Origin of the sequence: Christensenella minuta (genome assembly GCF_003628755.1) — a bacterium.
In the GTDB taxonomy this organism is placed as follows: Bacteria; Bacillota; Clostridia; order Christensenellales; family Christensenellaceae; genus Christensenella; species Christensenella minuta.
Map to the genome: position 1 here is coordinate 2,603,324 of NZ_CP029256.1, position 22,727 is coordinate 2,626,050.

The window sequence follows — 22,727 nt, forward strand, 5'->3', positions numbered from 1 at the left end:
AAAAGTAAAAAAGCCGTGCGCCGCACGGCTTTTTTGATCCGTTTACGAAAGCAGCTCCACAAAGCTGCGGATGTAATAATCCGCCGCCTCCGCAAGTCCGTCCTGTTCGCCGAAGGACCACGGCTCGTATACGCCGCAGGTGGTGAATCCCCCCGCTTTTGCGCCGAGAACGCCGGTGCGGATATCCTCGAATACCACACAATCCGCAGGGCTTACGCCAATGCGCTCCGCAGCCAAAAGGTATACGTCCGGAAACGCTTTGCTGCGTCCCGGTTCGTGGGACGAAACGAACGCATCAAAAAATTCGTAAATGCCGTTATGCCTGAGGACCGGTTCGTACAGGTCAGAAGTAAGCGCGGTCGCCACGCCCATCTTCACGCCGTCCTCCTTCAGCCGCCGCAGGTATTCGTCCGCGCCGTCCTTCAGCTTTACCTCATTTGCGTAAATGGCAAGCGCCATCTCGTTCCATTCGGCGATCAGCGCCTCCGGCTCGTCCCCAAGGCCAAGGGTGGAAATGGCGTAGCTGGCCGCGTCGTTTGAAAACATGGGCGTAATGGCCTCCACATATCCCACGGGCGCGGAAAGCTTTCGTTTCCTGAGGAATTCCCTGTTGACGTCCGTCCAGACATACATGGAATCGAGGAGCGTTCCGTCGAGATCGAAAATTGCGCCTTTAAATCCTGGAAGTCTCATGCCATCCTCCTGTTTACGTTTATGCCCGATATAAAAATGCAGTGGGAAGCCTTCCCACTGCATTTGGTATCACTGAGCTGCGGTTCAGCCCTTCGGGCCTGCATCCACAATGTGCTTGGGCATGTTCGGATACTTCTTTGAGAAGTTGTCCTCAAACATTTTTGCCAGCTTCTTCGCGGATTCGTCGTAAGCCGCTTTGTCTTCCCATGTGTCGCGCGGATTCATAATCTTATCCGGAACCTCCGGGCAGCTCTGCGGCACGTCCACATTAAACACCTCGTCATGCCTATATTCTGCATTTTCGAGCGTGCCGTTCAGCGCAGCGGTAATCATCGCACGCGTGAATTTCAGCTTCATGCGGCTGCCCACGCCGTAAGGGCCGCCGGACCAGCCGGTATTTACAAGATATACCTTCGTGTTGTATTTTGCGATCTTCTCACCCAGCATTTCTGCGTAAACGGAAGGATCCATCGGCATAAACGGAGCGCCGAAGCAGGTGGAGAATGTCGGCTGCGGCTCGGTGACGCCGCGTTCCGTGCCCGCCAGCTTGGACGTGAAGCCCGTTACAAAGTGGTACATCGCCGCGTTCTCATCAAGACGGCTGATGGGCGGAAGTACGCCGAACGCGTCCGCCGTCAGGAAGATGATGACCTTCGGAACGTCGCCGACGCCCGGGATCGCCGCGTTGGAGATGAAGTTTACCGGATAGCCCACACGGGTGTTTTCCGTGAGGCTGCCGTCGTTAAAATCGGGCGTGCGCGTTTCGGGGTCGAGAACCACGTTTTCCATCAGTGCGCCGAAACGGATCGCGTTATAGATTTCCGGCTCCCCCTCAGGATCGAGGTTGATGGTTTTTGCATAGCAGCCTCCTTCAAAGTTGAAGATGCCGTGTTCGGACCAGCCGTGCTCGTCGTCGCCGATCAGCTTGCGGTTCGGGTCGGCCGACAGCGTCGTCTTACCCGTACCGGAAAGGCCGAAGAATACCGCCGTGTCGCCCGTCTCGGGGTCCATGTTCGCCGAGCAGTGCATCGGCAGCACATTTTCCTTGGGCATCAGGAAGTTCATGACGGAAAATACGCTCTTTTTGATCTCGCCCGCATACTGGGAGCCTGCGATCACAACGAGCTTCGCCTCATAGTCGATCATGATGGCGGCTTCGCTGTTCACGCCGTCTTCCTCAGGAATGCACTTAAATCCGGGCGCGGCAATGATCGTAAAATCAGCGTCTCCATAGGAAGCGAGCTGTTCCTCCGTCGGACGGATCAGCAGCTGGTGAATGAACAGGTTCTCGCTGGCCAGCTCGTTTACGATGCGGAATTTTTTTGTGCACGCCGGGTCCGCGCCCGCAAATCCGTCAAAAATAAAGATCTCGCGGTTCTGCAGATAAGCGGCCAGCTTGTTTTTGATCGCATCAAATTTTTCTTTGGTGATCGGTACGTTTACGCTGCCCCAGGCGATATCGTCATGAACGCCGGGAGTGTCGACAATGAATTTGTCCTTGGGCGAACGTCCCGTATATTTTCCTGTCGTTACCGTAAGGGCGCCCTTGTCGCTCAATACGCCCTCGCCCCTTCTCAAGGCCGCTTCTACCAGCAAAGCGGGGGAAAGGTTGCGGTGAACTTCCGTGGGATTCAGGATTCCCAGTTTTTCCAGACCGTAAGTCTCCATCAGTGTACCTCCTAAAAATATGTTTTAAATAATAATTTTGTGCGATTTCCAAACCGTCCGCAGACGGTAAGGGATACAATTTGAACGTACCCCATATTATAAGTATTCTATAAATACCCCTTTAATCCTTCCTGAAAATAAAAAAAGTTGTGAAATTATTTACAATTTTTGAAAAATTGATTTTGCAATCTCGCAGAATTGACTGGCAGTAAGCTCTTGCGCCCTTGCATTGGGGTCGATTTTGCAGGATTTCAAAATTAATTTTGCGTCTTCGCCGGCAAGTGCTTTGAGGTTGTTGCAGATGGTCTTCCTGCGCATGGAAAAGGCCGCGCGCACTACCGCCGTATAGCCGTCCCGCGGGACATCGCATGTGGGGTGAGAAAGCTCCATGCGGATAATTGCGGAATCCACATCGGGGGCGGGGTAAAAGCAGCTGCGCGATACGGTGAATACCGTCTCGGGCTGCGCGAAATACAGGCAGGACGCGGTGAGCGCACCGTAATCGGTGTCTCCCGGCCGCGCGGAGAGGCGCCCCGCGACTTCCTTTTGCACCATTGCCGTCAAAGAACGTACGGGCGCGCCGCTCTCCAGTACCTGCATGAGGATCCTGCTCGTGATGTAGTAAGGCAGGTTGCCGCATACGTGGAAAGGCCCGCCGCCAAAATGCTCCGCACACAGGCCCTTAAGGTCGTATTTCAGGATATCGCCCTCGAGGACCGTAACGTTTGTAAGCCCGGCGAGCGTTTCTTTGTGCAGGGCCAGCAGCCCGCGGTCGATCTCCACGGAGACCACCTTTTTCGCGCGTGCGCCAAGCGCGCGTGTGAGCGCGCCGAGGCCGGTGCCGATTTCGAGGACAAAATCCCCGGGGGCAAGATGCATACAGTCCGCGATTTTCTGCACGACGTTTTCGTCGCACAGAAAATTCTGGCCGAATTTTTTCAGCGGGGAAAGTCCGTTTTCCGCAAGCAGCCGCGTGATCTCGCGCGGGGATGTGATATTCATAAAGAGCTACCTCATGCCGTGCCTTCCCTGCCGGGAAGGGAGAGCCTCCGGCCCTCAGACAGTACCGGAGGAAAAAGATAAAAAAGCGGCGGGCAGGTGCCCGCCGCCGTGAAATCCTGTTAGCCGATCACATAAACCGTGACGTTCTTTTTTCGCCCGAAGCTGTTGCACACGTCGTCGTTTTCCTGTTCGCCCATGTAAATATCGATTACATTGCCGCCCATGCCGCCGCGGTCCTCCACGATATATTCGCCGTAACCTTCGATATAGATGCGCGTTCCAAGGGGAAGCGAATTGCACGCAACCGTCCTGCCCGCCGCCGGATAGGTGCCGGAAGAGGTCTTGCTGCCGCTGTTACAGTACGAGCAATATGCGGTCAGCTGCATCTTCATGCCCTTGCTGCCATCGAGGTCGGCGTCGCTTGAGCCGCCGCCGGACGAGGACGACGAACTGCTGCCCTTCGACGAGCTGCCGGATGACGAGGATGAGGATGACGAGCTTTTTGGGGTCGTCGTTTTCTTCGTGGTCTCCTTGGGTTTTTCAGGCTCGACATACGTGCCGATTGCCATCACCTGGTCTACGGGCTGCTGCACCACGTCTTCAGAAATGGAATCCTGAGAGATCAGTACACCGTTCTTGTAGACCTGCTTATAGGTGATGCGAAGAACGCCTTCCTGTCCCTCCTGGACAACCTCGTGCTTGCCCTTGGCAAGGTTCGGGTCTTCCTTCGTGGTGTTATCAAAGGGGATCGCCTGATCCTCCGTTGTTTCTTGCGTCGTGACCACGATGTGGTCGATGGTCATACCCGAGCGGACGATGGTGTCCGGCGAAGGATAAACCTCGTCGTCCTCCGCGGGAACGATCCCGGCCTTATCGAGCGCGTCCTGCACGGTATGCCCGGCGACAATGCTCACCTGGGTCTCCGTGCCGTTGCTCTTCACCGTGATCGGGACCGCGCGGTAAATCGTGATCGTCTGTCCCTCATAAAGCGGGGCGCTCAGATCCGTGGATACCACATCTTCCTCGCCAAGCTCGACAGCGTTGTCGCTGAGGAATTCGCCGACCGTCTGAGCGGTAGTTTCGCACTGCAGCTCCCGGCCGTTGTCGATCAGCGTGATCGGCGTGCCGGGCTTTGCAAACGTGGTCTGCACTGTAATCAGGGAAACGGCCACGACCGCGATACACACGAGGGAGGTCGTCCGAAGAAGCCTGTCGTGGAAAAGCCCCCCCTGTTTTTTACCGCCCGTCCTGCCCGAACGCAGGACTCTGCCGCTGCCCGCGCTCTGCCGGATGGGTTCCTGCTTTGCGGAAGCGTGCGCCGCCGCGCCCGAATCTTTAGGGCGCTTCGCGCGGAAAAAAGAAAACAGGTTCCCGCTCTTGGCGGCCGCGCGCGCGCGCCGCCGCCTTGTTACGGGCGGCAGATCGTCATCGGTGGAAGTGCGGCGGTCCGCCGTATAAAGGATCCGGTTATATTTTGTTTCAGGATGGACCGAAAGGTCGATATCCTTTTTTCGTTTTCCAAAAGGCATAAATTTCCTCCGTCTTTTTTATGGAATCTGTTCCTTCCATAAAACGTATGGGTATTATACCCCAAAAAAAGGAAAAAGTCAAACGCGCGTAAATGCAGAAAAATGGCTATATGAAGCCGTTTTCCGGCAAAATAGACCGCGTGCGGAACGCGCATGTGAATAAAATGTAACGTTTTTGCAATTATTACGAAATAATAGTATAATAATACAAATTATTCCGATACCAAACGATACGCCGGGGAAATAAAATGAAAAAGAAACTTCTTATCTATATACTGGTTCCGCTCCTTTTGCTCGTGTTTACAGGGGCGGCGTTTACAGGCTGTTCTACGCTTACGGATAGTGCCGACAGCGTGGGCGGCGCCTTTGTAAATAAGCTTGTCGCGCGCGATTATTCTGGCGCGTTCGATTATGTGTATGTCCTCACGGCGGACGTAGGGACGCGCGATGAATTCGTGGCGCGGTTCACCAATATTTACGACGCACTCGAGGTCTCGGACGTAAAGCTTGTGTCGCGCAGCGTGGAGCCGGTCTCGGACAATGAATACGAGCTCAAATATACGCTCGCGCTCACCAGCAGGCTGCTCGGCGTGCTCACCTATGATTATTCCGCCGATATCGTCGCGGGGCCGCAGGGATATACGGTGCTCTATACGCCGAGCCTCATCCTGCCTATGCTCGAAGAGGGCGATAGGGTGCGTTCCACCACGCAGGAGGGCGCGCGCGGGGAGATTTTTTCCGCCGATGGAGCGGTGCTCGCGAAAAACGATTACGCGGACAGCGTGTATATCGACCTTGAAAAGGGTCCGGATATCGAGGAGGTCAAGGCCTTCCTTACAGCGAATTTCAGCGTGGATGCGGAAACGATCCAAAAAAAGTACGATAACGCGGTAGAAAAGGGCTACCCGCTCGAAGTGCTGCTTTCCTACCCCAAGGGGACCATAACGGACGAACAGAAGGAAGCGGTCGCGGGCATAAACGGCCTTGGGTTCGACGATTCCCGCTTTTCGCCCGTGCGGTATTATCCCCTGAAGGACGATGCGGCGCATATCATCGGCTACCTTGGTTCGCCGTCCGATGAACAGCTGGCGGCAAATGAAGATCTTACGGAATATTCCACGGTGGGGAAATCCGGTCTCGAAATGCAGTATGAAGAGGTTCTGCGCGGCAGCGACGGACGGATCATTTATATTGAGGACGAAAAGGGCAGCCTCAAACAGGTCCTGTTCGAGGACGAAAAGACGGACGGACAGAATATCGAGCTTTCCATCGATTCCAAAACGCAGGAGCGCGCGTATACGCTGATGGCTTCCAACCTTGTGGACGGGCAGAGCGGCGCGGTGATCGTGATGGATTACTCAACGGGGGCTGTGGAGGCTATGGTTTCGTATCCGTCGTTTGATAACAACCTGTTTAATTTCCCGCTCGACGAGGCCACCTGGAATTATTACAACGGCGATGAAGACCATCCGCTCATCAACCGGGCAATCCAATCGGCGTATATGCCGGGCTCCTCGTTCAAGCCGTTTTCCTCCCTGCCCGCCATCGAAGGCGGTCTGCTCGACGCGGATTCCGTTCCGCCGATCACCAAGAAACCGCCGCATTCCGAGGGGAATGAAGAGAGCGGCTCCCACAGCTGGACGCCGGATATTGAAGGCTGGCATTCGGGAGCGATCTATTCCAAAACCGTCGCGGAATCGCCGTATAATTACGAAATGGCAATGAAGTCGTCCGACAATATCTTTTTCGCCTATTACGCCTTGCAGGCGGGGGTAGACCCGTTCGAATCCTACATGGAAAAGATCGGGATCGGCGAAGCGCCGCAGTTTGAACTGCCGGTGACAGCCTCCAGCATGCTGAGCCAGTCCGAAGACGAGGTAGACTGGCTGGACTGGCTGGCGCGTACCGGTTACGGTACGGGCGAGCTTGTGATAACCCCGCTCCAGCTCGCATGCATGTATACCGCAATTGAAAACGGCGGCACGATGGTAAACCCGCATATCGTAAACCGCACCTTCACCATTGAAGGAGAGGATGAGACGGAAACAACGGTAGAAGAAACATCCGTCTCCGCTTTCAAAGAGGGGACGATGAGCCAAAAGGCTATCGACATTATAAAGCCCGCCTTAAAGCGCGTCATGGTGGACGGGACAGGCTATGAAGCGCGCCTCGGGGACCGGGACGTCCTCGGAAAAACGGGGACCGCGCAGGTCGGCGCGAACAATTCGCGCGAAGTTAACTGGATCATCGCGCTTAACCAGGAGGACGGGAAGCTGTACATGGTGGTTGTGGAAACGGATACGGACGAGGGAACCAAACCAAAAACTTCGATTCTGCGGGGCCTTGCAGACGAAAGCGCCTATTCCCGGATGCTGTCGGGCGTCAGCAGCAGCGGGGAAGAAGAATAAAGCCGAACGGCCCGCTTGCGGCCGGAAAATAAAATTGTGGATTCGTGAATTATCAAAGATTATGCAGCCTTTTGCGGGGATGAAAAGCATTCTTGGCAAAAGGAAGGCATAGTCTTTTTTACGGCAAAATTATGGGCGCTTTATTCCCCTTGCAGTCTGGCCGGACGCGGACGCGCCGGACAGGACTGAAATCAAAAAAACTGCCGCTGATGAGACGCGCTGCTGGAATGCCCGTCGGATGCCGCGCGCTGTTCCGCGTGTCGGACAATACAAATAAATATGAACTCTGCTATATGGTACAGGCGGCCACCGGTCTCGCGGACGGCGCGGAGGAACGAAAGGAAAGACCTGCTCCCGCAGGACGGCTGACAGAAATCCCCGCGGTAAAATGAAGCAGGAAGCCGCTGCGGGAAATTTTACTCGTGCAGCGTGAACAGCCACGAACACGCGCACGTATCGTCTGTAATTTGCGGGTAACAGCTGACGCATGTGCAGGTGACGCGCGGATCGATCGTGCGCGCAAACCCGGCGTATTCGATCTCCCCGACGGGTTTGCACGGATGGAATTCCATATTTTTGCGCGCACGCGCATTCTGCACCCGGCAGGAAAGGGTGCGGTACAAAAGCGTATTCCCCCGCAGGATGGCTTCGTCCTCGTTGATGTTCGCGTAAAACCGCAGGGAAAGCGCTTTTTTAAGGCCGCCGAGTCCCGCATACTCGGGCAGGCCTAAAAATTTCTTGATCCTGCGCGCTTCAATCACGGTAAACCGCTCCCATGCGCGCGCATCGTGCAGCATGGCCTCGTCCATGCCCAGCTTTTGCTCGATGGACTGGAACCACACGCCGTCGAGCGCCAGCCAGTTTTTGGAATAGAGGCCGATCAGGCGAATCAGCTCCTCCTTCGATAAATCGTCCAGTGCTTCGTTATGCTTCATCAGGACTCCTCTCCGCAAATCAAAAGACGGCGCGGCACGGAATCCGCCGGCTTTTTGGTGCCGGACGGGTCCTAAGCCGCACCGCCTTTATTTCAGGTTAATACTTCCGGTTCTTCTTGAACGCCCTGGCAAACAAGATGAAAACGATGAACTGCACCGCGCAGGCCGCAATCGCGAAGATGCGGATGGCCCACTGTACGGTTACGCCCATATCCGGCGCTTTCAGTGAAAAGAACAGGAGGGAAATGGCCGTTATGAGAACGGCGCTCGTCACGATGAGGGTGATCCCCCATTTTTTTTCGCTCATGTCAAATCACGCGCACCTTAATCACGCCTTCGATCGCGGCGATCTCGCCTGTCGCTTCCTGTGAGATTTCGTGGTCAAGATTCAGCACCGTATATGCGATATCGCCGCGGGATTTGTTGGCCATATCCGCAATGTTAAGGCCGTATTTCGCCACCGTATTGGTAATCTGCCCCACCATGTTCGTGAGGTTTTTATGGATGATCGTCACGCGCACCGTGTCCGAAGGCGGAACGATACATTCGGGCATATTGACGGAATTGACGATTGTTCCCGTCTCAAAGAAATCGCGCATTTGCTTTGCCGCCATCACCGCGCAGTTTTCCTCGCTCTCCGGCGTAGACGCGCCGAGATGCGGGATCGCGAGCACGTTTGGGTGGCAGAGCATATCGTCGTCCGGGAAGTCCGTGACGTATTTCTTTACCTTGCCGCTGTCCATCGCGTCGAACAGGGAAGTCGTTTTCACGAGGCCGCCGCGCGCGAAGTTGAGGATAATCACGCCGTCCTTCATTTTGGAAAATTCGGGGGTGCTCAAAAAGCCCTTGGTTTTATCGTTTTGCGGAATGTGCAGGGTAATAAAATCCGCTTTTTCAAGCAGCTCGTCCAGCTTTTCCGCCTTGTGCGTATACATGGAGATCGACCACGCCCTGTCCACCGACAGGAATGGATCGTAGCCGATGACGTTCATGCCGATCGCCGAAGCCGCGTTGGCCACCATGATGCCGATGGCTCCAAGGCCGATCACGCCAAGGGTCTTGCCCTTGACCTCGCCGCCCACGAACTGGCCCTTGCCTTTTTCCACCAGCGCGGCAACGCCGTCCTGGCCCTTTAAAGTCTTCGCCCAGTCGTACGCCTCAGGCAGGTTGCGCGACGCCGCGATCATCGCCCCGATCACCAGCTCCTTCACGCCGTTTGCGTTCGCGCCGGGCGTGTTGAACACCACGATGCCCTTTTCCGTGCACTTATCGATCGGGATATTGTTCGTCCCCGCGCCCGCCCGCGCGATGGCAATGGTATTTTCCGAAAAATCCATGCCGTGGCAGTCCGCGCTGCGCACGATGAAGCCTTCGCTGTCGTCCTCGAGGTGGGACGATACGTTGTAGTTCTCCTTCGGAAGGTAGTCGTAGATCACGGGCGATATTTTATTCAGCTTTTTGATTGTATGCATAACATTGCTCCTTTTTCTCTGGATGCCGTAAAGCGTCCGTTTCAGGAAAGAGGCCCGCGCCTCTCCCGGATTTTTTATCTGTGCTTCGCTTCAAACCCCGCCATGAACGCAATAAGTGAGCGCACGCCGTCTTCGGGCATCGCGTTATAGATGCTCGCGCGCATGCCGCCCACGCTGCGGTGTCCCTTCAGGTTTACAAGGCCCGCCTTTTTCGCCTCGGCGACGAATTCCCTGTCAAGCTCCGCGTCGCCTGTCACGAAAGGTACGTTCATCATCGAGCGGTCCGCGCCCGCGACGGTCGCGCTGAAGAGGGATGAATTGTCGAGGAAATCGTACAGCATCGCCGCTTTTTCCCGGTTGATCTTTTCCATCTCGCCGATGCCGCCCAGCCTTTTCAGGTTTTTAAACACCAGCCCCGCGATATAGATCGCGTAGGTGGGGGGCGTGTTGAACATGGAACCATTGTCCGCATGCGTCTTATAGCGCAGCATCGTGGGGATATCCTCCGGCGCGTTTTCCACAAGGTCCCTGCGCACGATCACAATGGTTACGCCGGCGGGGCCGATGTTTTTCTGCGCGCCCGCATAGATCAGGCCGTAATCCGCCACGTTGATCTTTTCGGAAAGGATGCAGGAGGACATGTCGGAGACGAGCGGGAGGTTCCCCACCGGGGGAAGCTTCGTATACTTCGTTCCGTAAATCGTATTATTGGAAGTAATGTGTACATAATCGGCGTCCGGCGTAAACAGTTCCGCCGAAAGCTCCGGGATGTAAGAGAACGTTTTGTCCTCGGAGGACGCGACAACATTCACTTCGCCGAATTTTTTGGCTTCGGCGATCGCTTTTTTAGACCACTGGCCCGTGTTGACCGCGTGGATTTTTTTATACTTTGTCATCAGGTTCATGGGAACCATGGCAAACTGCAAGGACGCGCCGCCCTGCAGGAACAGAACGTCGTAATTGTCCGGGATGTTCAGCAGCTCGCGCAGGTCCGCCTCGGCCGTGTCGATGATGTTCTGGTATTCGGGGCTGCGGTGGCTCATTTCCATGACGTTCATACCGCTCCCGCCATACGAAATAAAGTCTTTCTGCGCCTGTTTCAGCACGTCCATAGGCAGGCACGCCGGGCCGGCCGAAAAGTTGTACACTCTTTCTTCCATTACAAGACCTCCTAAAAATTGAAGGACAGGATACAGTGCCGTAAACCTGTTCTGTCCAAAATATCATATACAAATATCATTATAATATGGGAAAGCGGCATTTTCAATACTAATACCAAGCTTCTTTGCGTCGCCGTCCCAATAAAAAGTTGTATTTGATCTCTTTTTTGCCGGGACGGATAAGGTGCGCGTCGCCGCCCGCGGGAAAGCGGGCCGGGGGACGTCCGTTTTCCCGCGGTTAAAATTTTCGTAAACGCGCTGAATTTGCGGCTGGAATAGTATATAATATACAATATGAAATTTTTCCCCGCGGGAGAACCGGCCGAAGCGCGCCGGGAAACCCGGCGCAGGATACGGGATAAAGGAGGGAAAGCAGTGGACCTGTTTTCCGGAAATCTGGAAAAAAGCGCCCCGCTCGCGGACAGAATGCGTCCACGCACGCTCGACGAGTTCCTGGGGCAAGGACATATCGTGGGAAAAAATACGCTTCTCCGCCGCGCCATCGAGGCGGATAAGCTTGGTTCGTGTATCTTCTGGGGCCCGCCCGGGTGCGGGAAAAGCACGCTCGCGGCAATCGTCGCGCATACGACGGGCAGCGATTTTTATAAACTGAACGCGGTCACGAGCGGCGTGAAGGATGTGCGCGAGGTAATAGACAAGGCGGAGGGCAGCCTCAAGCTGTACGGGCGGGAAAGCTTCCTGCTGCTCGACGAGTGCCACCGCTGGTCCAAATCGCAGTCGGACAGCGTCCTCCCGGCCATGGAAAGCGGCGTCATCAAGCTCATCGGCTCCACGACGGAAAACCCGATGGCCGCGATGACGAGCGCCATCGTTTCGCGCTGCCGCCTGTTCGAGTTTTACGCCCTTGGAAAGGAAGACATTAAAAAGGCCGTATTCCGCGCGGCGGAAGATAAAGAACGCGGCTTTGGCAATATGGACCTTACGGTGGACGGGGACGCGGCGGAGCACTGGGCGTCCGTCTCGAACGGGGACGTGCGGAGCGCGCTCAACGCGCTCGAACTCGCGGTTCTCACCACAAAGCCGGACGCAAAGGGCAGGGTACATATTACCCTCGAGATCGCGGAACAGTCCATCCAGCAGCGCGCCGTGCGCATGGACGACAACGAATATTACGATATGCTGTCCGCGTTCTGCAAATCCCTGCGGGGAAGCGACAGCGACGCGGCCCTTTTCTGGTTTGCACGCATGGTCTACGCGGGCGTCGACCCGCGCGTACCCGTGCGGCGGATGATCGCCCATGCGTCGGAAGACGTAGGGCTCGCGAACCCAAGCGTCCTCAACCAGTGCGTCGCGGCAATGCAGGCGCTCGAGTTTAACGGCATGCCTGAGGCGCGTCTCAATATCGCGCAGGCCATCATCTATTTGTGCGAATCGCCTAAGAGCAACAGCGTGCTTCTCGCGGTAGATGCTGCGGCAAAGGCCGCGCGGGAAGCGTCGCGGCAGGACGTGCCCGCCTATCTTCAGGACGCGAATTTTGAGAAAGCCAAGCACGAAAAGAAAAGCGAGGCGTATAAATACGCGCACGATTACCCGCGCCATTATGTGGAGCAGCAATATCTCCCCGATGAAATGAAGGACAGGGTGTTCTACCGTCCTTCCATGCAGGGCTACGAACAAAAGGTGCACGAATACCGCCGGTTTATCGGCAAGGAAAAGAAGCCCGGGAAATAAGGCGGGAGCCGGTTGATTTTGCGGGGGAAATATTTTAATATAAAAGAATAGATTGCCGGAATAAGCAGGTATTATTTCTCCGTCCGGTCCCTTGCGGCACGGATGGATACCGGCATGGAGGAACGTCTTGAAACCACGTGAAGGCAGACCGCAAGAGGAGCTGCTCCGGAAAATCGAATCGCTGGAGCGCGAAATTAAGGAATACAGGGAATTCGATCCCCTGACCGGGCTGTACAATAAAGAAACCTTTTACCGCAAGGCGGAAGAATTCCTTGCGGAGAGGCCCGGGCGGGAATATGCTTTCGTGTGCGTGGATATCGAACGGTTCAAGCTGATTAACGACCTGTATGGGACGGCGGAAGGAGACCGCCTGCTCGCCTACCTCGGCGACAGGATCAGGCATGCGGAAGGCCCGAAAGCAGAGCTTGCGGGCCGTATCACGGGAGATGTATTTATTGCGTGCGCACCGCTCGAGGGAGAGGCCGGCCGGGCGATTGAAGAAAATGTCGTAAGCTGGCTCAGGCAATATCCGCTCGATATGGAGATCGTTCCGGCGGTCGGCATCTACCGGATCTGCGACCGTACGGTCCCCGTCAGCCTGATGTGCGACCGCGCGATCCTGGCCGCAAGATCCGTCAAGGGAAATTATATGCGCCATACGGCGGAATACCACGCCGGGCTTCTTGATTCCATCATCGAGGAACAGGATATTCTCAACGCGGCCGAGCATGCCCTGCAAAACCGGGAATTTCAAATCTATGTGCAGCCAAAATGCGATATCCGCAGCGGAAAGATCGTAGGAGCGGAGGCGCTCGTGCGCTGGATACGGCCCGAAAAAGGCCTGCTCCCGCCGGATTCCTTCATCCCCGCGTTTGAGAAGAACGGCTTCATCGTGAAGCTGGACGCCTATGTGTGGGAAGGGGTGTGCAGGCTCCTGCGCAGATGGATTGACAGCGGACATACGGCCGTCCCGATTTCTGTGAATGCTTCCCGCGAAAGCCTCTATGACCCTGGGTTTTACGGCCTTCTGACGGGCTTGATTGAAAAGTACGCGCTCGATCCGCGCCTCCTTGAGATCGAAATAACGGAGACCGCGTATGCGGAGAACCTGGAGCGGATTCTCGAGGTGGCGGGGGGCTTGCGCGCGGCGGGTTTCACGGTTTTGATGGACGATTTCGGCAGCGGTTATTCCTCCCTTAATATGCTCAAGGACATCAGCGTCGACATCCTCAAAATAGACCTGCGCTTTTTGCAGAAGACGGACGGGCAGGACCAGCGGAGCGAAAATATCATCGAATCCGTAATTCGCATGGCCAAATGGCTGAAGCTGAGCGTGATTGCGGAGGGCGTGGAAACGGCCGGGCAGGCCGCCTTCCTTGCCGATGCAGGCTGCCGCTACGCGCAGGGCTATTATTTCTACAGGCCCATGCCCAGCGGGGAGTTTGAGGCGCTGCTGCTTCAGGACGGCCAAACCGACTATAATGGGATCGTACCCCCGGACAAACGGGAAATTTCCTTTGAAGACCTTTTCCAGTCCGGGATGATGTCAAAGAAACTCCTGAATAATATCATCGGCGGCGTGGCCCTCTATGAATACCATGACGGCAACCTGGCCATTATCCGCGTCAACGACGGCTATTACAGGATCACCGGATGCAACCCGGAAATGCTGCGCGTCAAAGGGCTGCATATCCTTGAACGCGTGCCGCCGGAAGACCGGCAAATCGTGCAGGACGCGCTCCGGCGCGCCAAGGCGGACCCCACGCAGGGGGTGGAGATCCAGTTCCGGCGGCGCAGGCTGTGCGGGGACCTGATGTGGATGCACATGCGGCTGTTTTTTCTCTTGGAAAATGAAGGGCGGGATATCTATTACGCTTCCATCAACGATATCACGCAGCGCAAGGAAGCGGAGGCGCAGCTCCGGCAGTCGGAAGAGCTTTACCGCACAGCGATGCTTTCCACAGGGCGGATTCCGTTCATGTTTGACGTGGAAAAACGAAGCGTTGCCTATGATGAAACGCGTTCGGCCATCCAGGGTATGGATAAGCTTCTCGAGGGTCTCCCGGAAAGCCTGATGGAAGCGGGCGCGGTCGCGCCCGAACACATGCAGCGGCTGCATGATTTTTTCTATGATGTAATCGAGGGGAAACCGAATTCCGTACAGGAAGCGCTGCTGCGCCTGAAAGATGGTTCCTATGGCTGGCGGCGTGCCTCCATGACCACGATTTTCGATCAGTTCGGAAGGCCGGTGAAGGCCTTTGGTATACTAGAGGATATCACCCGCGAACATGACCTGGAAGAGCGGCTGCGCCAGGGCGAAAAACAGCTTTCCGACCTCAAGGCGGAAAACCAGATGACGGCGGTTTCACTCCTCAATGAAATGGCGCTCTGCGGGCTTATCGGGGGCTATTGCGAAGAGAATTTCCCGCTTTATTTCATCAATGGAGAGATGCTCCGGCTGATGGGTTACGGTTCCCATGAAGATTTCATAGAGCATACGGGCGGCTTTGTAGGCAACACGATCCACCCGGACGATATTCCGCATGTGCTGCGGGAACTCGGGACCGGCTATTACGAGGGACAGGAATATATCGTAAAATACCGTACGCTCAAAAAGGACGGCAGTTTTTTCTGGACGCTCGACAAGGGCCGCGTTGTGGAGGCCGAGGACGGCAGGCTTGCCATCCTCAGCGTGTGTATCGACCTTTCGGGCCAGCAGCAGGCCGAAGAGAACCTGCGCCTTGCGAACAGCAGGTTCCGGATCGCAATGCAGCTTACCCGCGCCGACGTGTGGGAATATGATATCCCTACACGGACCATTGTCCGTTTCGATCCGGAAGACGCCTGGGTCAAAGGAGCGCAGGAGATTACGGGCGCGCCCGAATGCCTGGTCGAGTGCGGCTGGATTCATCCAGAAAGCGGGGAAGCGGTGCTCCGCGCGGTGCGCGAGGTCGAGGAAGGCGCGCGGCAAAGCGTATGCGAAATGCAGGCTCTGTGCAAGGACGACAGGTACCGCTGGTTCCGCCTCACCTGCACCGTGATCCAGCAAAAAGACGGGAAAGCCGTGCGCATGCTGGGCGTTTCCGAAAATATAGACCATGAAAAGGAAAAAGAGCGCCAATATAAGCGCCTGCTCCGAGACTCGCAGAGGGATTCCCTCACCGGGCTTTATACCAGGAGCGCCTTTGAAAACAAGGTTCGCGCCGTTTTGGAACAAAGCGGGCCGGAAGGCCCCGTCACCGCGGTGGCGCTGCTTGACGTCGACAATTTCAAACAGGTGAACGACGCGTTCGGGCATGTCCGCGGCGACGAGATACTCAGAAAAATCGGGGATGCGATACGCGGCGCGTTTGGAGCGGAAGCCGTAGCCGGACGGTTCGGCGGCGACGAATTCGCCCTGCTGGTTACGGCCGCCTACGAAAGCGATGTCTGCAACCGGCTGGAGGGCTTCCTGCACAGCCTGAATGAACGGCATACGGACGAAAGGATCCGGATATCCGCTTCGGCGGGCGTCGTTTTCGCAGCCGGGGAGGATTTTGAAACGCTCTACCGCCGGGCGGATAAAGCCCTCTACCAGGCGAAGAGCGCGGGAAAGAACACCTACGCCGTCTACAGCGGCGAAAGCGCAAACGGACATGTCTACCTCAACGTGGATTCCACGATCCTCGACGAGATGGAGGGGCTCATTTATATCATCAACAAGGAAGATTACGGCCTCCTGTACTGCAACGGAGAGCTGAGGGAACTGTTGGGGATCGAAGAGGACGAGTTCCATAACCGGAAATGCTACCAGCTCCTGCGGGGCAGGAGCGCGCCGTGCCCGGGGTGCGCCGAACGGCAGCTGAGCCACAACAGCTACCTTGTGCGTGAAGACCGCGACGAAACCCGGGGAATCGGCTACGAGATCCGCGAAAAGCTGTTTTACTGGGGAAAGCACGAACTGCGCATCGAGCTTGCGAAGAAAAAAGAAGAAGCGGAGGACGCGGACCACGGTTTGCAAAAGCCCTGAGTTTCCCCCTTTACAAAGCCTGTTTCGTACCATATAATGGTAACTACCGGAAATATGATCCGGCGCAGGACCGGCAAACGTTTTTTAAAGTGGCCCATCAAGCGAGCGGGAGAGGGTGGAAGACCCGCGGCAACGCTTTTTAAAATTATCACGCGTCCATATATGCGCCGCGCGCTCCGCGCGTTACAGCGGAAACGAGTGTCCCAAAGCGCGGCTGCGCACACGGGAAATTCAGGTGGTACCGCGAGCTTTCGTCCTGATAGGGAGGAAGGCTTTTTTATTTTGATACCGGGCGGAGCGATCCTGCGGTTCGCGCCGGCCGGTCCCCAAAGCAAGCGGGCAGCCGCAGAATAAAAATTTGTAATCGGCCGAAGGGAGATAACAATGTACAAAAAAGTTTTGACGGATTTGAAATTCGGGGAGCGCGAGCTCGAGGTGCTTGATTTCTGGCACGAAAACAAGATATTCGAGCAGAGCATGAAGGAAAACGAGGACGGCCCGAAATTCACCTTTTACGACGGCCCGCCGACGGCGAACGGAAAGCCGCACATCGGCCATATCCTGACGCGCTGCATCAAAGACCTGATCCCGCGCTATAAGACCATGCAGGGCTATAACGTGCTCCGGAAGGCAGGCTGGGATACGCACGGGCTTCCGGTGGAGCTCGAGGTGGAAAAGCTGCTCGGCCTCGACGGAAAAGAGCAGATCGAGGAATACGGCGTGGAGCCGTTCATCCAGAAATGCAAGGAATCCGTGTGGAAATATAAGGGCGAGTGGGAAAAAATGTCCGACCGCGTCGGCTATTGGGCGGATATGGACGACCCATACGTCACCTATGAAAACGACTATATCGAGTCCGTGTGGTGGTCCTTAAAGGAGATCCACAAAAAGGGCCTGCTCTATAAGGGCCATAAGATCGTGCCCTATTGCCCGCGCTGCGGGACGGCGCTTTCCTCGCACGAGGTCGCGCAGGGCTATAAGGACGTCAAGGAAACGTCCATCTTCGTGCGCTTCAAAGTGAAGGGCGAGGACGCGTATTTCCTTGCGTGGACGACGACGCCGTGGACGCTGCCCTCAAACGTCGCGCTGTGCGTGAATCCAAATGAGGAATACGTGCTCGCGCAGGATAAAAACGGTGACCAATACTACCTCGCGAAAGCGCTGTGCGAAAAGCTTCTGGGCGAGGACGCGCATATCGTCCGCAAATTCACGGGCAAGGAGCTTGAATTTAAGGAATATGAGCCGCTGTTCGATTTTGTCCATCCGGATCAAAAAGCGTGGTATATCACATGCGATACCTACGTCACCCTAACGGACGGCAGCGGCATCGTCCACATCGCCCCCGCGTTTGGGGAAGACGATGCGAACGTCGGCCGCAAATACGGCCTCCCGTTCGTCCAGCTCGTGAAGCCGGACGGCACGATGTCTGGGGAAACCAAGTGGCCGGGCGTGTTCGTGAAAAAGGCGGACAAGCTGATTATCGAAGATTTAAGGGAATGCGGCCTGCTCTTTGCCGAGGTGCCGTACGAGCACAGCTATCCGTTCTGCTGGCGGTGCGATACGCCCCTCATTTATTACGCGCGCTCCACATGGTTTATCAAAATGACGGAGCTGCGGGATAACCTTCTGAAAAACAACGCCAGCGTAAATTGGCTGCCCGAAAACATCAAAAACGGACGCATGGGCAACTTCCTCGAAAACGTCATAGACTGGGGCATCTCGCGCGAGCGCTATTGGGGGACGCCGCTTCCGGTGTGGACGTGCGGCTGCGGCCATGTGCACGTGGTCGGCTCGCGGTCCGAGCTGCGCGAAATGGCGGAGACGGACGTTCCGGAGGATATCGAGCTGCACAAGCCCTTCCTCGACCCCATCACGCTCAAATGCCCGGAGTGCGGGGGCAGCATGCACCGGGTCCCCGAGGTCATCGACTGCTGGTACGACAGCGGCTCCATGCCCTTCGCGCAGTGGCACTATCCCTTTGAGCACAAAGAGGAATTCGAGAGCCATTTCCCGGCGAACTTTATCAGCGAAGCGGTAGACCAGACGCGCGGCTGGTTCTATACGCTGCTTGCCATCGGCACGCTGATCTTCGATAAAGCGCCCTTTGAAAACTGTATCGTGCTCGGCCATGTGCAGGATAAGGACGGCCAGAAGATGAGCAAGCATAAGGGCAACGTCGTCGACCCGTGGAGCGTGCTCGATAAGCAGGGCGCGGACGCGGTGCGGTGGTATTTCTACTCGGCAAGCGCGCCGTGGCTGCCCTCGCGCTTCTATGACGAAGCGGTGAGCGAGATGCAGCGCAAATTCATGGGCACGCTGTGGAACACCTACGCATTCTATATCCTGTATGCGGATATAGACGGGTTCGACCCAACGAAATACGAATTGAAGCCCACGAATATTATGGATAAGTGGGTGCTGTCCCGCCTCCATTCGCTGGTGCGCTCCGTGACGGACGACCTCGACCATTACCGTATCATAGAGCCGTCGCGCAGCTTAAGCCAGTTTGTGGATGAGCTTTCCAACTGGTATGTGCGCCGCTCGCGCGACCGTTTCTGGGGCAGCGGGATGGAGCAGGATAAGATCGACGCCTATATGACGCTGTATACGGTGCTTGAGACGCTCACACGCCTGCTCGCGCCCTTCACGCCGTTCATGACGGAGAGCATCTATCAAAACCTTGTGCGCACGAACGGCAAAAACGCGCCGCTGTCCGTACACCTGACGAAATGGCCGCAGGCGGACGAAGCGCTCATCGATACGAAGCTGGAGCGCGACATGGATGCGGTGCTGAACGTGGTCAATCTCGGACGCGCGTGCCGCAACACGGCGAACATCAAAAACCGTCAGCCCATCGCGAAAATATTCGTTTCGGGCATCGACCATCTTGATGAAACGTTCCTTTCCGTCATCCGCGGGGAGCTGAACGCAAAAGAGGTCGAGCTCGGCGCGGCCGCGGCGGAATACATCACCTACAACGTCAAGCCGCAGATGCGCACGCTGGGGCCGAAATACGGCAAGCTGCTGGGCGGTATCCGCGCGCATCTCGCGCAGGCGGACGGCATGCTCGTGGTCAGCACGGTCCGGGGCGGAGCGGCCTATGAGTTTGAGGTGGACGGCAGCAAAGTGTCCCTTCAGGAAGAGGACGTATTGGTCGAGCCCGCGCAGCGCGAGGGCTTTGTCGCCGAAACAAGCGGAGATTTCGCAGTGATTATCGATACGACGCTGACGCCCGAGCTGATCGAGGAGGGCAACGTACGTGAAATCATCTCCAAAGTGCAGACGATGCGCAAGGAAGCGGGCTTCGAGGTGACGGACAAGATCGAGCTCTACGCGAAAGGCAACGACAAGATCACGGCGGTCATGGAAAATAATGAAGACCGGATTTTGAGCGAAGTCCTTGCGCAGGGGGTGCAGTACGGTGTCGCCGAGGGCTATGAAAAGGAATGGAACATCAACGGGGAAAAGGTCACGCTGGGCGTGAAAAAGGCGTAAGGCGCACGCCTGTTTTCAGGTGGATATTTGTTTCCCATGAATGATAAAGAGGCCTGTCTGCCTACACGCTCCGCTTGTCTTGAGATCTATTCGATGAACTGCGCTGTGTCGCGGATTATGAAGGCCGTTCCGCAAATATGGAAATCATCCAGCTCATCAAAAGGCATATCGCAGAATTTGAAGTCAAGCACAGAGAAATCAAAATAAAGTGAACCTCAACAGCCCCGCATGTTCATGCGGGGCTGTTTTGAACAAATAGTTACAAAATATGTTAATTTATAACATCCAAAGATAGAATAGATCGGCTTTTCCTGTTGAAATACCCCCATAAATCCGATATAATGAAAGTGTTTTTGAAGCTTGACTTTCATTGTAAAAATTTCACAGGAGGATTCAATCAATATGAGTAAAATCGATAAGCTTGCCGTCAATACCATCCGCGTACTTTCGGCCGAAGCGATCCAGAAAGCAAACAGCGGCCATCCGGGCCTGCCGCTCGGTTCCGCTCCCATGGCGTATACGCTGTGGTCCAAGTACTTAAAGCATAACCCGAAAGACCCCAAATGGGAAAACCGTGACCGTTTTATCCTCAGCGCGGGGCACGCGTCCATGCTGCTGTATTCCCTGCTGCATATGTTCGGCTATCAGGTTTCGATGGAAGATATCAAAAACTTCCGCCAGTGGGAATCGGTAACGCCGGGCCACCCGGAATATGGCCTGACGGACGGCGTGGAAGCGACCTCCGGCCCGCTCGGCCAGGGCATCGCGATGGCGGTCGGCTTCGCGATGGCGGAAGCGCACCTTGCGGCGGAATTCAACAAGCCGGGCTATAATGTGGTGGACCACTACACCTATGCCTTAACGGGCGACGGCTGCCTGCAGGAAGGCGTTTCCGGCGAGGCAAGCTCCTTTGCGGGCACGCAGAAGCTCGGGAAACTCATCGTGCTGTACGATAAGAACGATATCACCATCGAGGGCAACATCGACTGCGCCTTCGACGAAGATGTGAAAAAGCGCTATAAAGCCTATGGCTGGCAGGTGCTCGAGGTAGAGGACGGCAACGAGGATATGAAAGCCATCGCCGCCGCGATCGAAGAAGCCAAGGAAGAGAAGGAAAGGCCGTCCCTCATCATCGTCAAGACGGCCATCGCATACGGCTGCCCGGCAAAGCAGGGCAGCGAATCGAGCCACGGTTCGCCGCTCGGCCAGGATAATATCGACGCGATGAAGAAGAACCTCGGCTGGGAGTACGAAGAAGCCTTCGTGGTTCCGGAAGAGGTGAAAAAGCACATCGCGGAGCTTCAGGAAGTCTATTCCGCGGAGGAAGCGCAGTGGAAAGACCTGTTTGCAAAATACGAAAAGGAATATCCGGAACTCGCGGCGCAGTATAAGGCCTATCACTTGCCCGTTTCGGAAGATATATTCGACGACGCATATTGGGATTTTGAAGATAAACCGATGGCGACGAGGGATTGCTCGAACGTAATCATCAACCGCCTTGCGGCGAAGCTTCCGAACCTCATGGGCGGCAGCGCGGACCTCGGCCCGGCGAACAAATCCACCATGAAGGAGCGCGCGTGGTTCTCGCCGCAGGACCGCACGGGCACGAACGTACACTTCGGCATCCGCGAATTCGCGATGGCGGCGATGTGCAACGGCATGATGCTGCACGGCGGCGTCCGCCCCTACTGCGCGACCTTCCTCGTATTCAGCGATTATATGAAGAGCGCGATCCGCATGTCCGCGCTGATGAAGCTCCCGGTCACCTATGTGCTGTCGCACGATTCCATCGGCGTAGGCGAAGACGGCGCGACGCACGAGCCGATCGAGCATCTCGCGGCGCTGCGTGCAACGCCGGGCGTGTATATGTGGCGTCCCGCGGACGGGCACGAAACGGCCGCGGCCTATAAGGCTGCAATGACGAAGAACGCGCCCGCGGCAGTCGCGCTTTCCCGCCAGAACCTTCCGCTTATGAAAGAGACGGGCGAGGGCGCTCTGCGCGGCGCTTACATCTTAAAGGATGGCGGCGGGACTCCGGATGTGATCCTGATCGGCACGGGCAGCGAGGTGGAACTTTGCATGAACGCTGCGGAAGAGCTCAAGAAAGACGGCGTATCCGCGCGCGTGGTCTCCATGCCCTGCATGGACCTGTTCGAGGAACAGGATGCCGCATATAAAGAGAGCGTGCTTCCGGGTGCGGTCCGCGCAAGGGTTGCCGTGGAGGCGGGCACGTCCTTTGGCTGGGCGAAATATGTCGGTCTCGACGGCGGCTATGTGACCATCGACCACTTCGGCGCATCCGCTCCGGCGGGCGTGCTGTTCGAGAAGTTTGGCTTCACGACACAGGCGGTCGTGGATAAAGCGAAGGAAGTTCTCGGAAAATAACGTAAAACAGTGTCCGGCAAAGAGGCCCGGGAGCAACTGCCCCGGGCCTCTTTTTGCCGTTTCGCCGCAGGACATGGGAAAATCCGGGAACCTTCTCCGGCCTTTTTTGAGGAATCCTGTTTCAAAAATTTCCTGCACCTTATTAATAAGGTAAAGGAACGGTTATTGCGGATGCGGTAAAGAGTTGCCCGGTTAAAGGCCTGAGGATTCCTTACCGCGCAGGCATGCAGCATTCCTGATGGCCATCAAATGCTGTAAAACTCTTATATGGCTAAAAGA

Annotated in this window: 14 protein-coding genes; 6 read left to right on the plus strand and 8 right to left on the minus strand. The window is 56.1% G+C overall.

Going from position 1 to position 22,727, the window contains the following annotated elements; translation table 11 throughout:
* Nucleotides 1-42: 42 nt before the first annotated feature.
* The 4 genes from B1H56_RS12425 to B1H56_RS12440 form a co-directional block, all read right to left on the minus strand.
* The gene (locus B1H56_RS12425) at nt 43-693 is read right to left on the minus strand and encodes an HAD family hydrolase (protein WP_066521034.1); all 651 of its coding nucleotides are present in this window, start codon (nt 691-693) and stop codon (nt 43-45) included.
* 84 nt (nt 694-777) lie between these two features.
* Nucleotides 778-2,361, minus strand: coding sequence for a phosphoenolpyruvate carboxykinase (ATP) (pckA, locus tag B1H56_RS12430; RefSeq protein ID WP_187161455.1), 1,584 nt, complete (start codon nt 2,359-2,361; stop codon nt 778-780).
* A 159-nt stretch (nt 2,362-2,520) separates the two neighbouring features.
* A complete protein-coding gene (rsmA, locus tag B1H56_RS12435) occupies nt 2,521-3,363 on the minus strand; it encodes a 16S rRNA (adenine(1518)-N(6)/adenine(1519)-N(6))-dimethyltransferase RsmA (protein WP_066521038.1) in 843 nt (280 codons plus the stop codon).
* A gap of 119 nt (nt 3,364-3,482) precedes the next feature.
* Nucleotides 3,483-4,892: a 3D domain-containing protein gene (locus B1H56_RS12440; protein WP_066521039.1), complete on the minus strand. Its 1,410-nt coding sequence runs from the start codon at nt 4,890-4,892 to the stop codon at nt 3,483-3,485.
* 248 nt (nt 4,893-5,140) lie between these two features.
* Here B1H56_RS12440 and B1H56_RS12445 point away from each other — a divergent pair, with 248 nt between their 5' ends.
* Both B1H56_RS12445 and B1H56_RS12450 read left to right on the plus strand, forming a co-directional pair.
* Nucleotides 5,141-7,300, plus strand: coding sequence for a penicillin-binding transpeptidase domain-containing protein (locus B1H56_RS12445; protein ID WP_066521041.1), 2,160 nt, complete (start codon nt 5,141-5,143; stop codon nt 7,298-7,300).
* 209 nt (nt 7,301-7,509) lie between these two features.
* Nucleotides 7,510-7,692 (plus strand): hypothetical protein, encoded by a 183-nt coding sequence (locus B1H56_RS12450; RefSeq protein ID WP_156515132.1) that lies wholly within the window; start codon nt 7,510-7,512, stop codon nt 7,690-7,692.
* 24 nt (nt 7,693-7,716) lie between these two features.
* Here B1H56_RS12450 and B1H56_RS12455 read toward each other — a convergent pair whose 3' ends face one another.
* The 4 genes from B1H56_RS12455 to serC form a co-directional block, all read right to left on the minus strand.
* Nucleotides 7,717-8,235, minus strand: coding sequence for a DUF6125 family protein (locus B1H56_RS12455; protein WP_066521046.1), 519 nt, complete (start codon nt 8,233-8,235; stop codon nt 7,717-7,719).
* Nucleotides 8,236-8,332: 97 nt separating this feature from the next.
* Entirely contained in the window at nt 8,333-8,542 is a 210-nt protein-coding gene (locus B1H56_RS12460) for a hypothetical protein (protein WP_066521049.1), read from the minus strand.
* Between the two features lies 1 nt (nt 8,543).
* Nucleotides 8,544-9,707 (minus strand): phosphoglycerate dehydrogenase, encoded by a 1,164-nt coding sequence (locus B1H56_RS12465; RefSeq protein WP_066521051.1) that lies wholly within the window; start codon nt 9,705-9,707, stop codon nt 8,544-8,546.
* A 74-nt stretch (nt 9,708-9,781) separates the two neighbouring features.
* Entirely contained in the window at nt 9,782-10,867 is a 1,086-nt protein-coding gene (gene serC / locus B1H56_RS12470; RefSeq protein ID WP_066521054.1) for a 3-phosphoserine/phosphohydroxythreonine transaminase, read from the minus strand.
* Nucleotides 10,868-11,161: 294 nt separating this feature from the next.
* Between serC and B1H56_RS12480 the strand changes: the two genes are divergently transcribed.
* From B1H56_RS12480 to tkt, 4 genes are all read left to right on the plus strand, one after another.
* The gene (locus B1H56_RS12480) at nt 11,162-12,559 is read left to right on the plus strand and encodes a replication-associated recombination protein A (protein ID WP_121419009.1); all 1,398 of its coding nucleotides are present in this window, start codon (nt 11,162-11,164) and stop codon (nt 12,557-12,559) included.
* A gap of 127 nt (nt 12,560-12,686) precedes the next feature.
* Entirely contained in the window at nt 12,687-16,568 is a 3,882-nt protein-coding gene (locus B1H56_RS12485) for an EAL domain-containing protein (RefSeq protein WP_066521059.1), read from the plus strand.
* A 384-nt stretch (nt 16,569-16,952) separates the two neighbouring features.
* Complete coding sequence (gene ileS / locus B1H56_RS12495) at nt 16,953-20,063, plus strand: isoleucine--tRNA ligase (protein ID WP_066521068.1); 3,111 nt, start codon at nt 16,953-16,955, stop codon at nt 20,061-20,063.
* Nucleotides 20,064-20,465: 402 nt separating this feature from the next.
* Entirely contained in the window at nt 20,466-22,448 is a 1,983-nt protein-coding gene (gene tkt / locus B1H56_RS12505) for a transketolase (protein ID WP_066521072.1), read from the plus strand.
* The last annotated feature ends 279 nt before the right edge of the window (nt 22,449-22,727 follow it).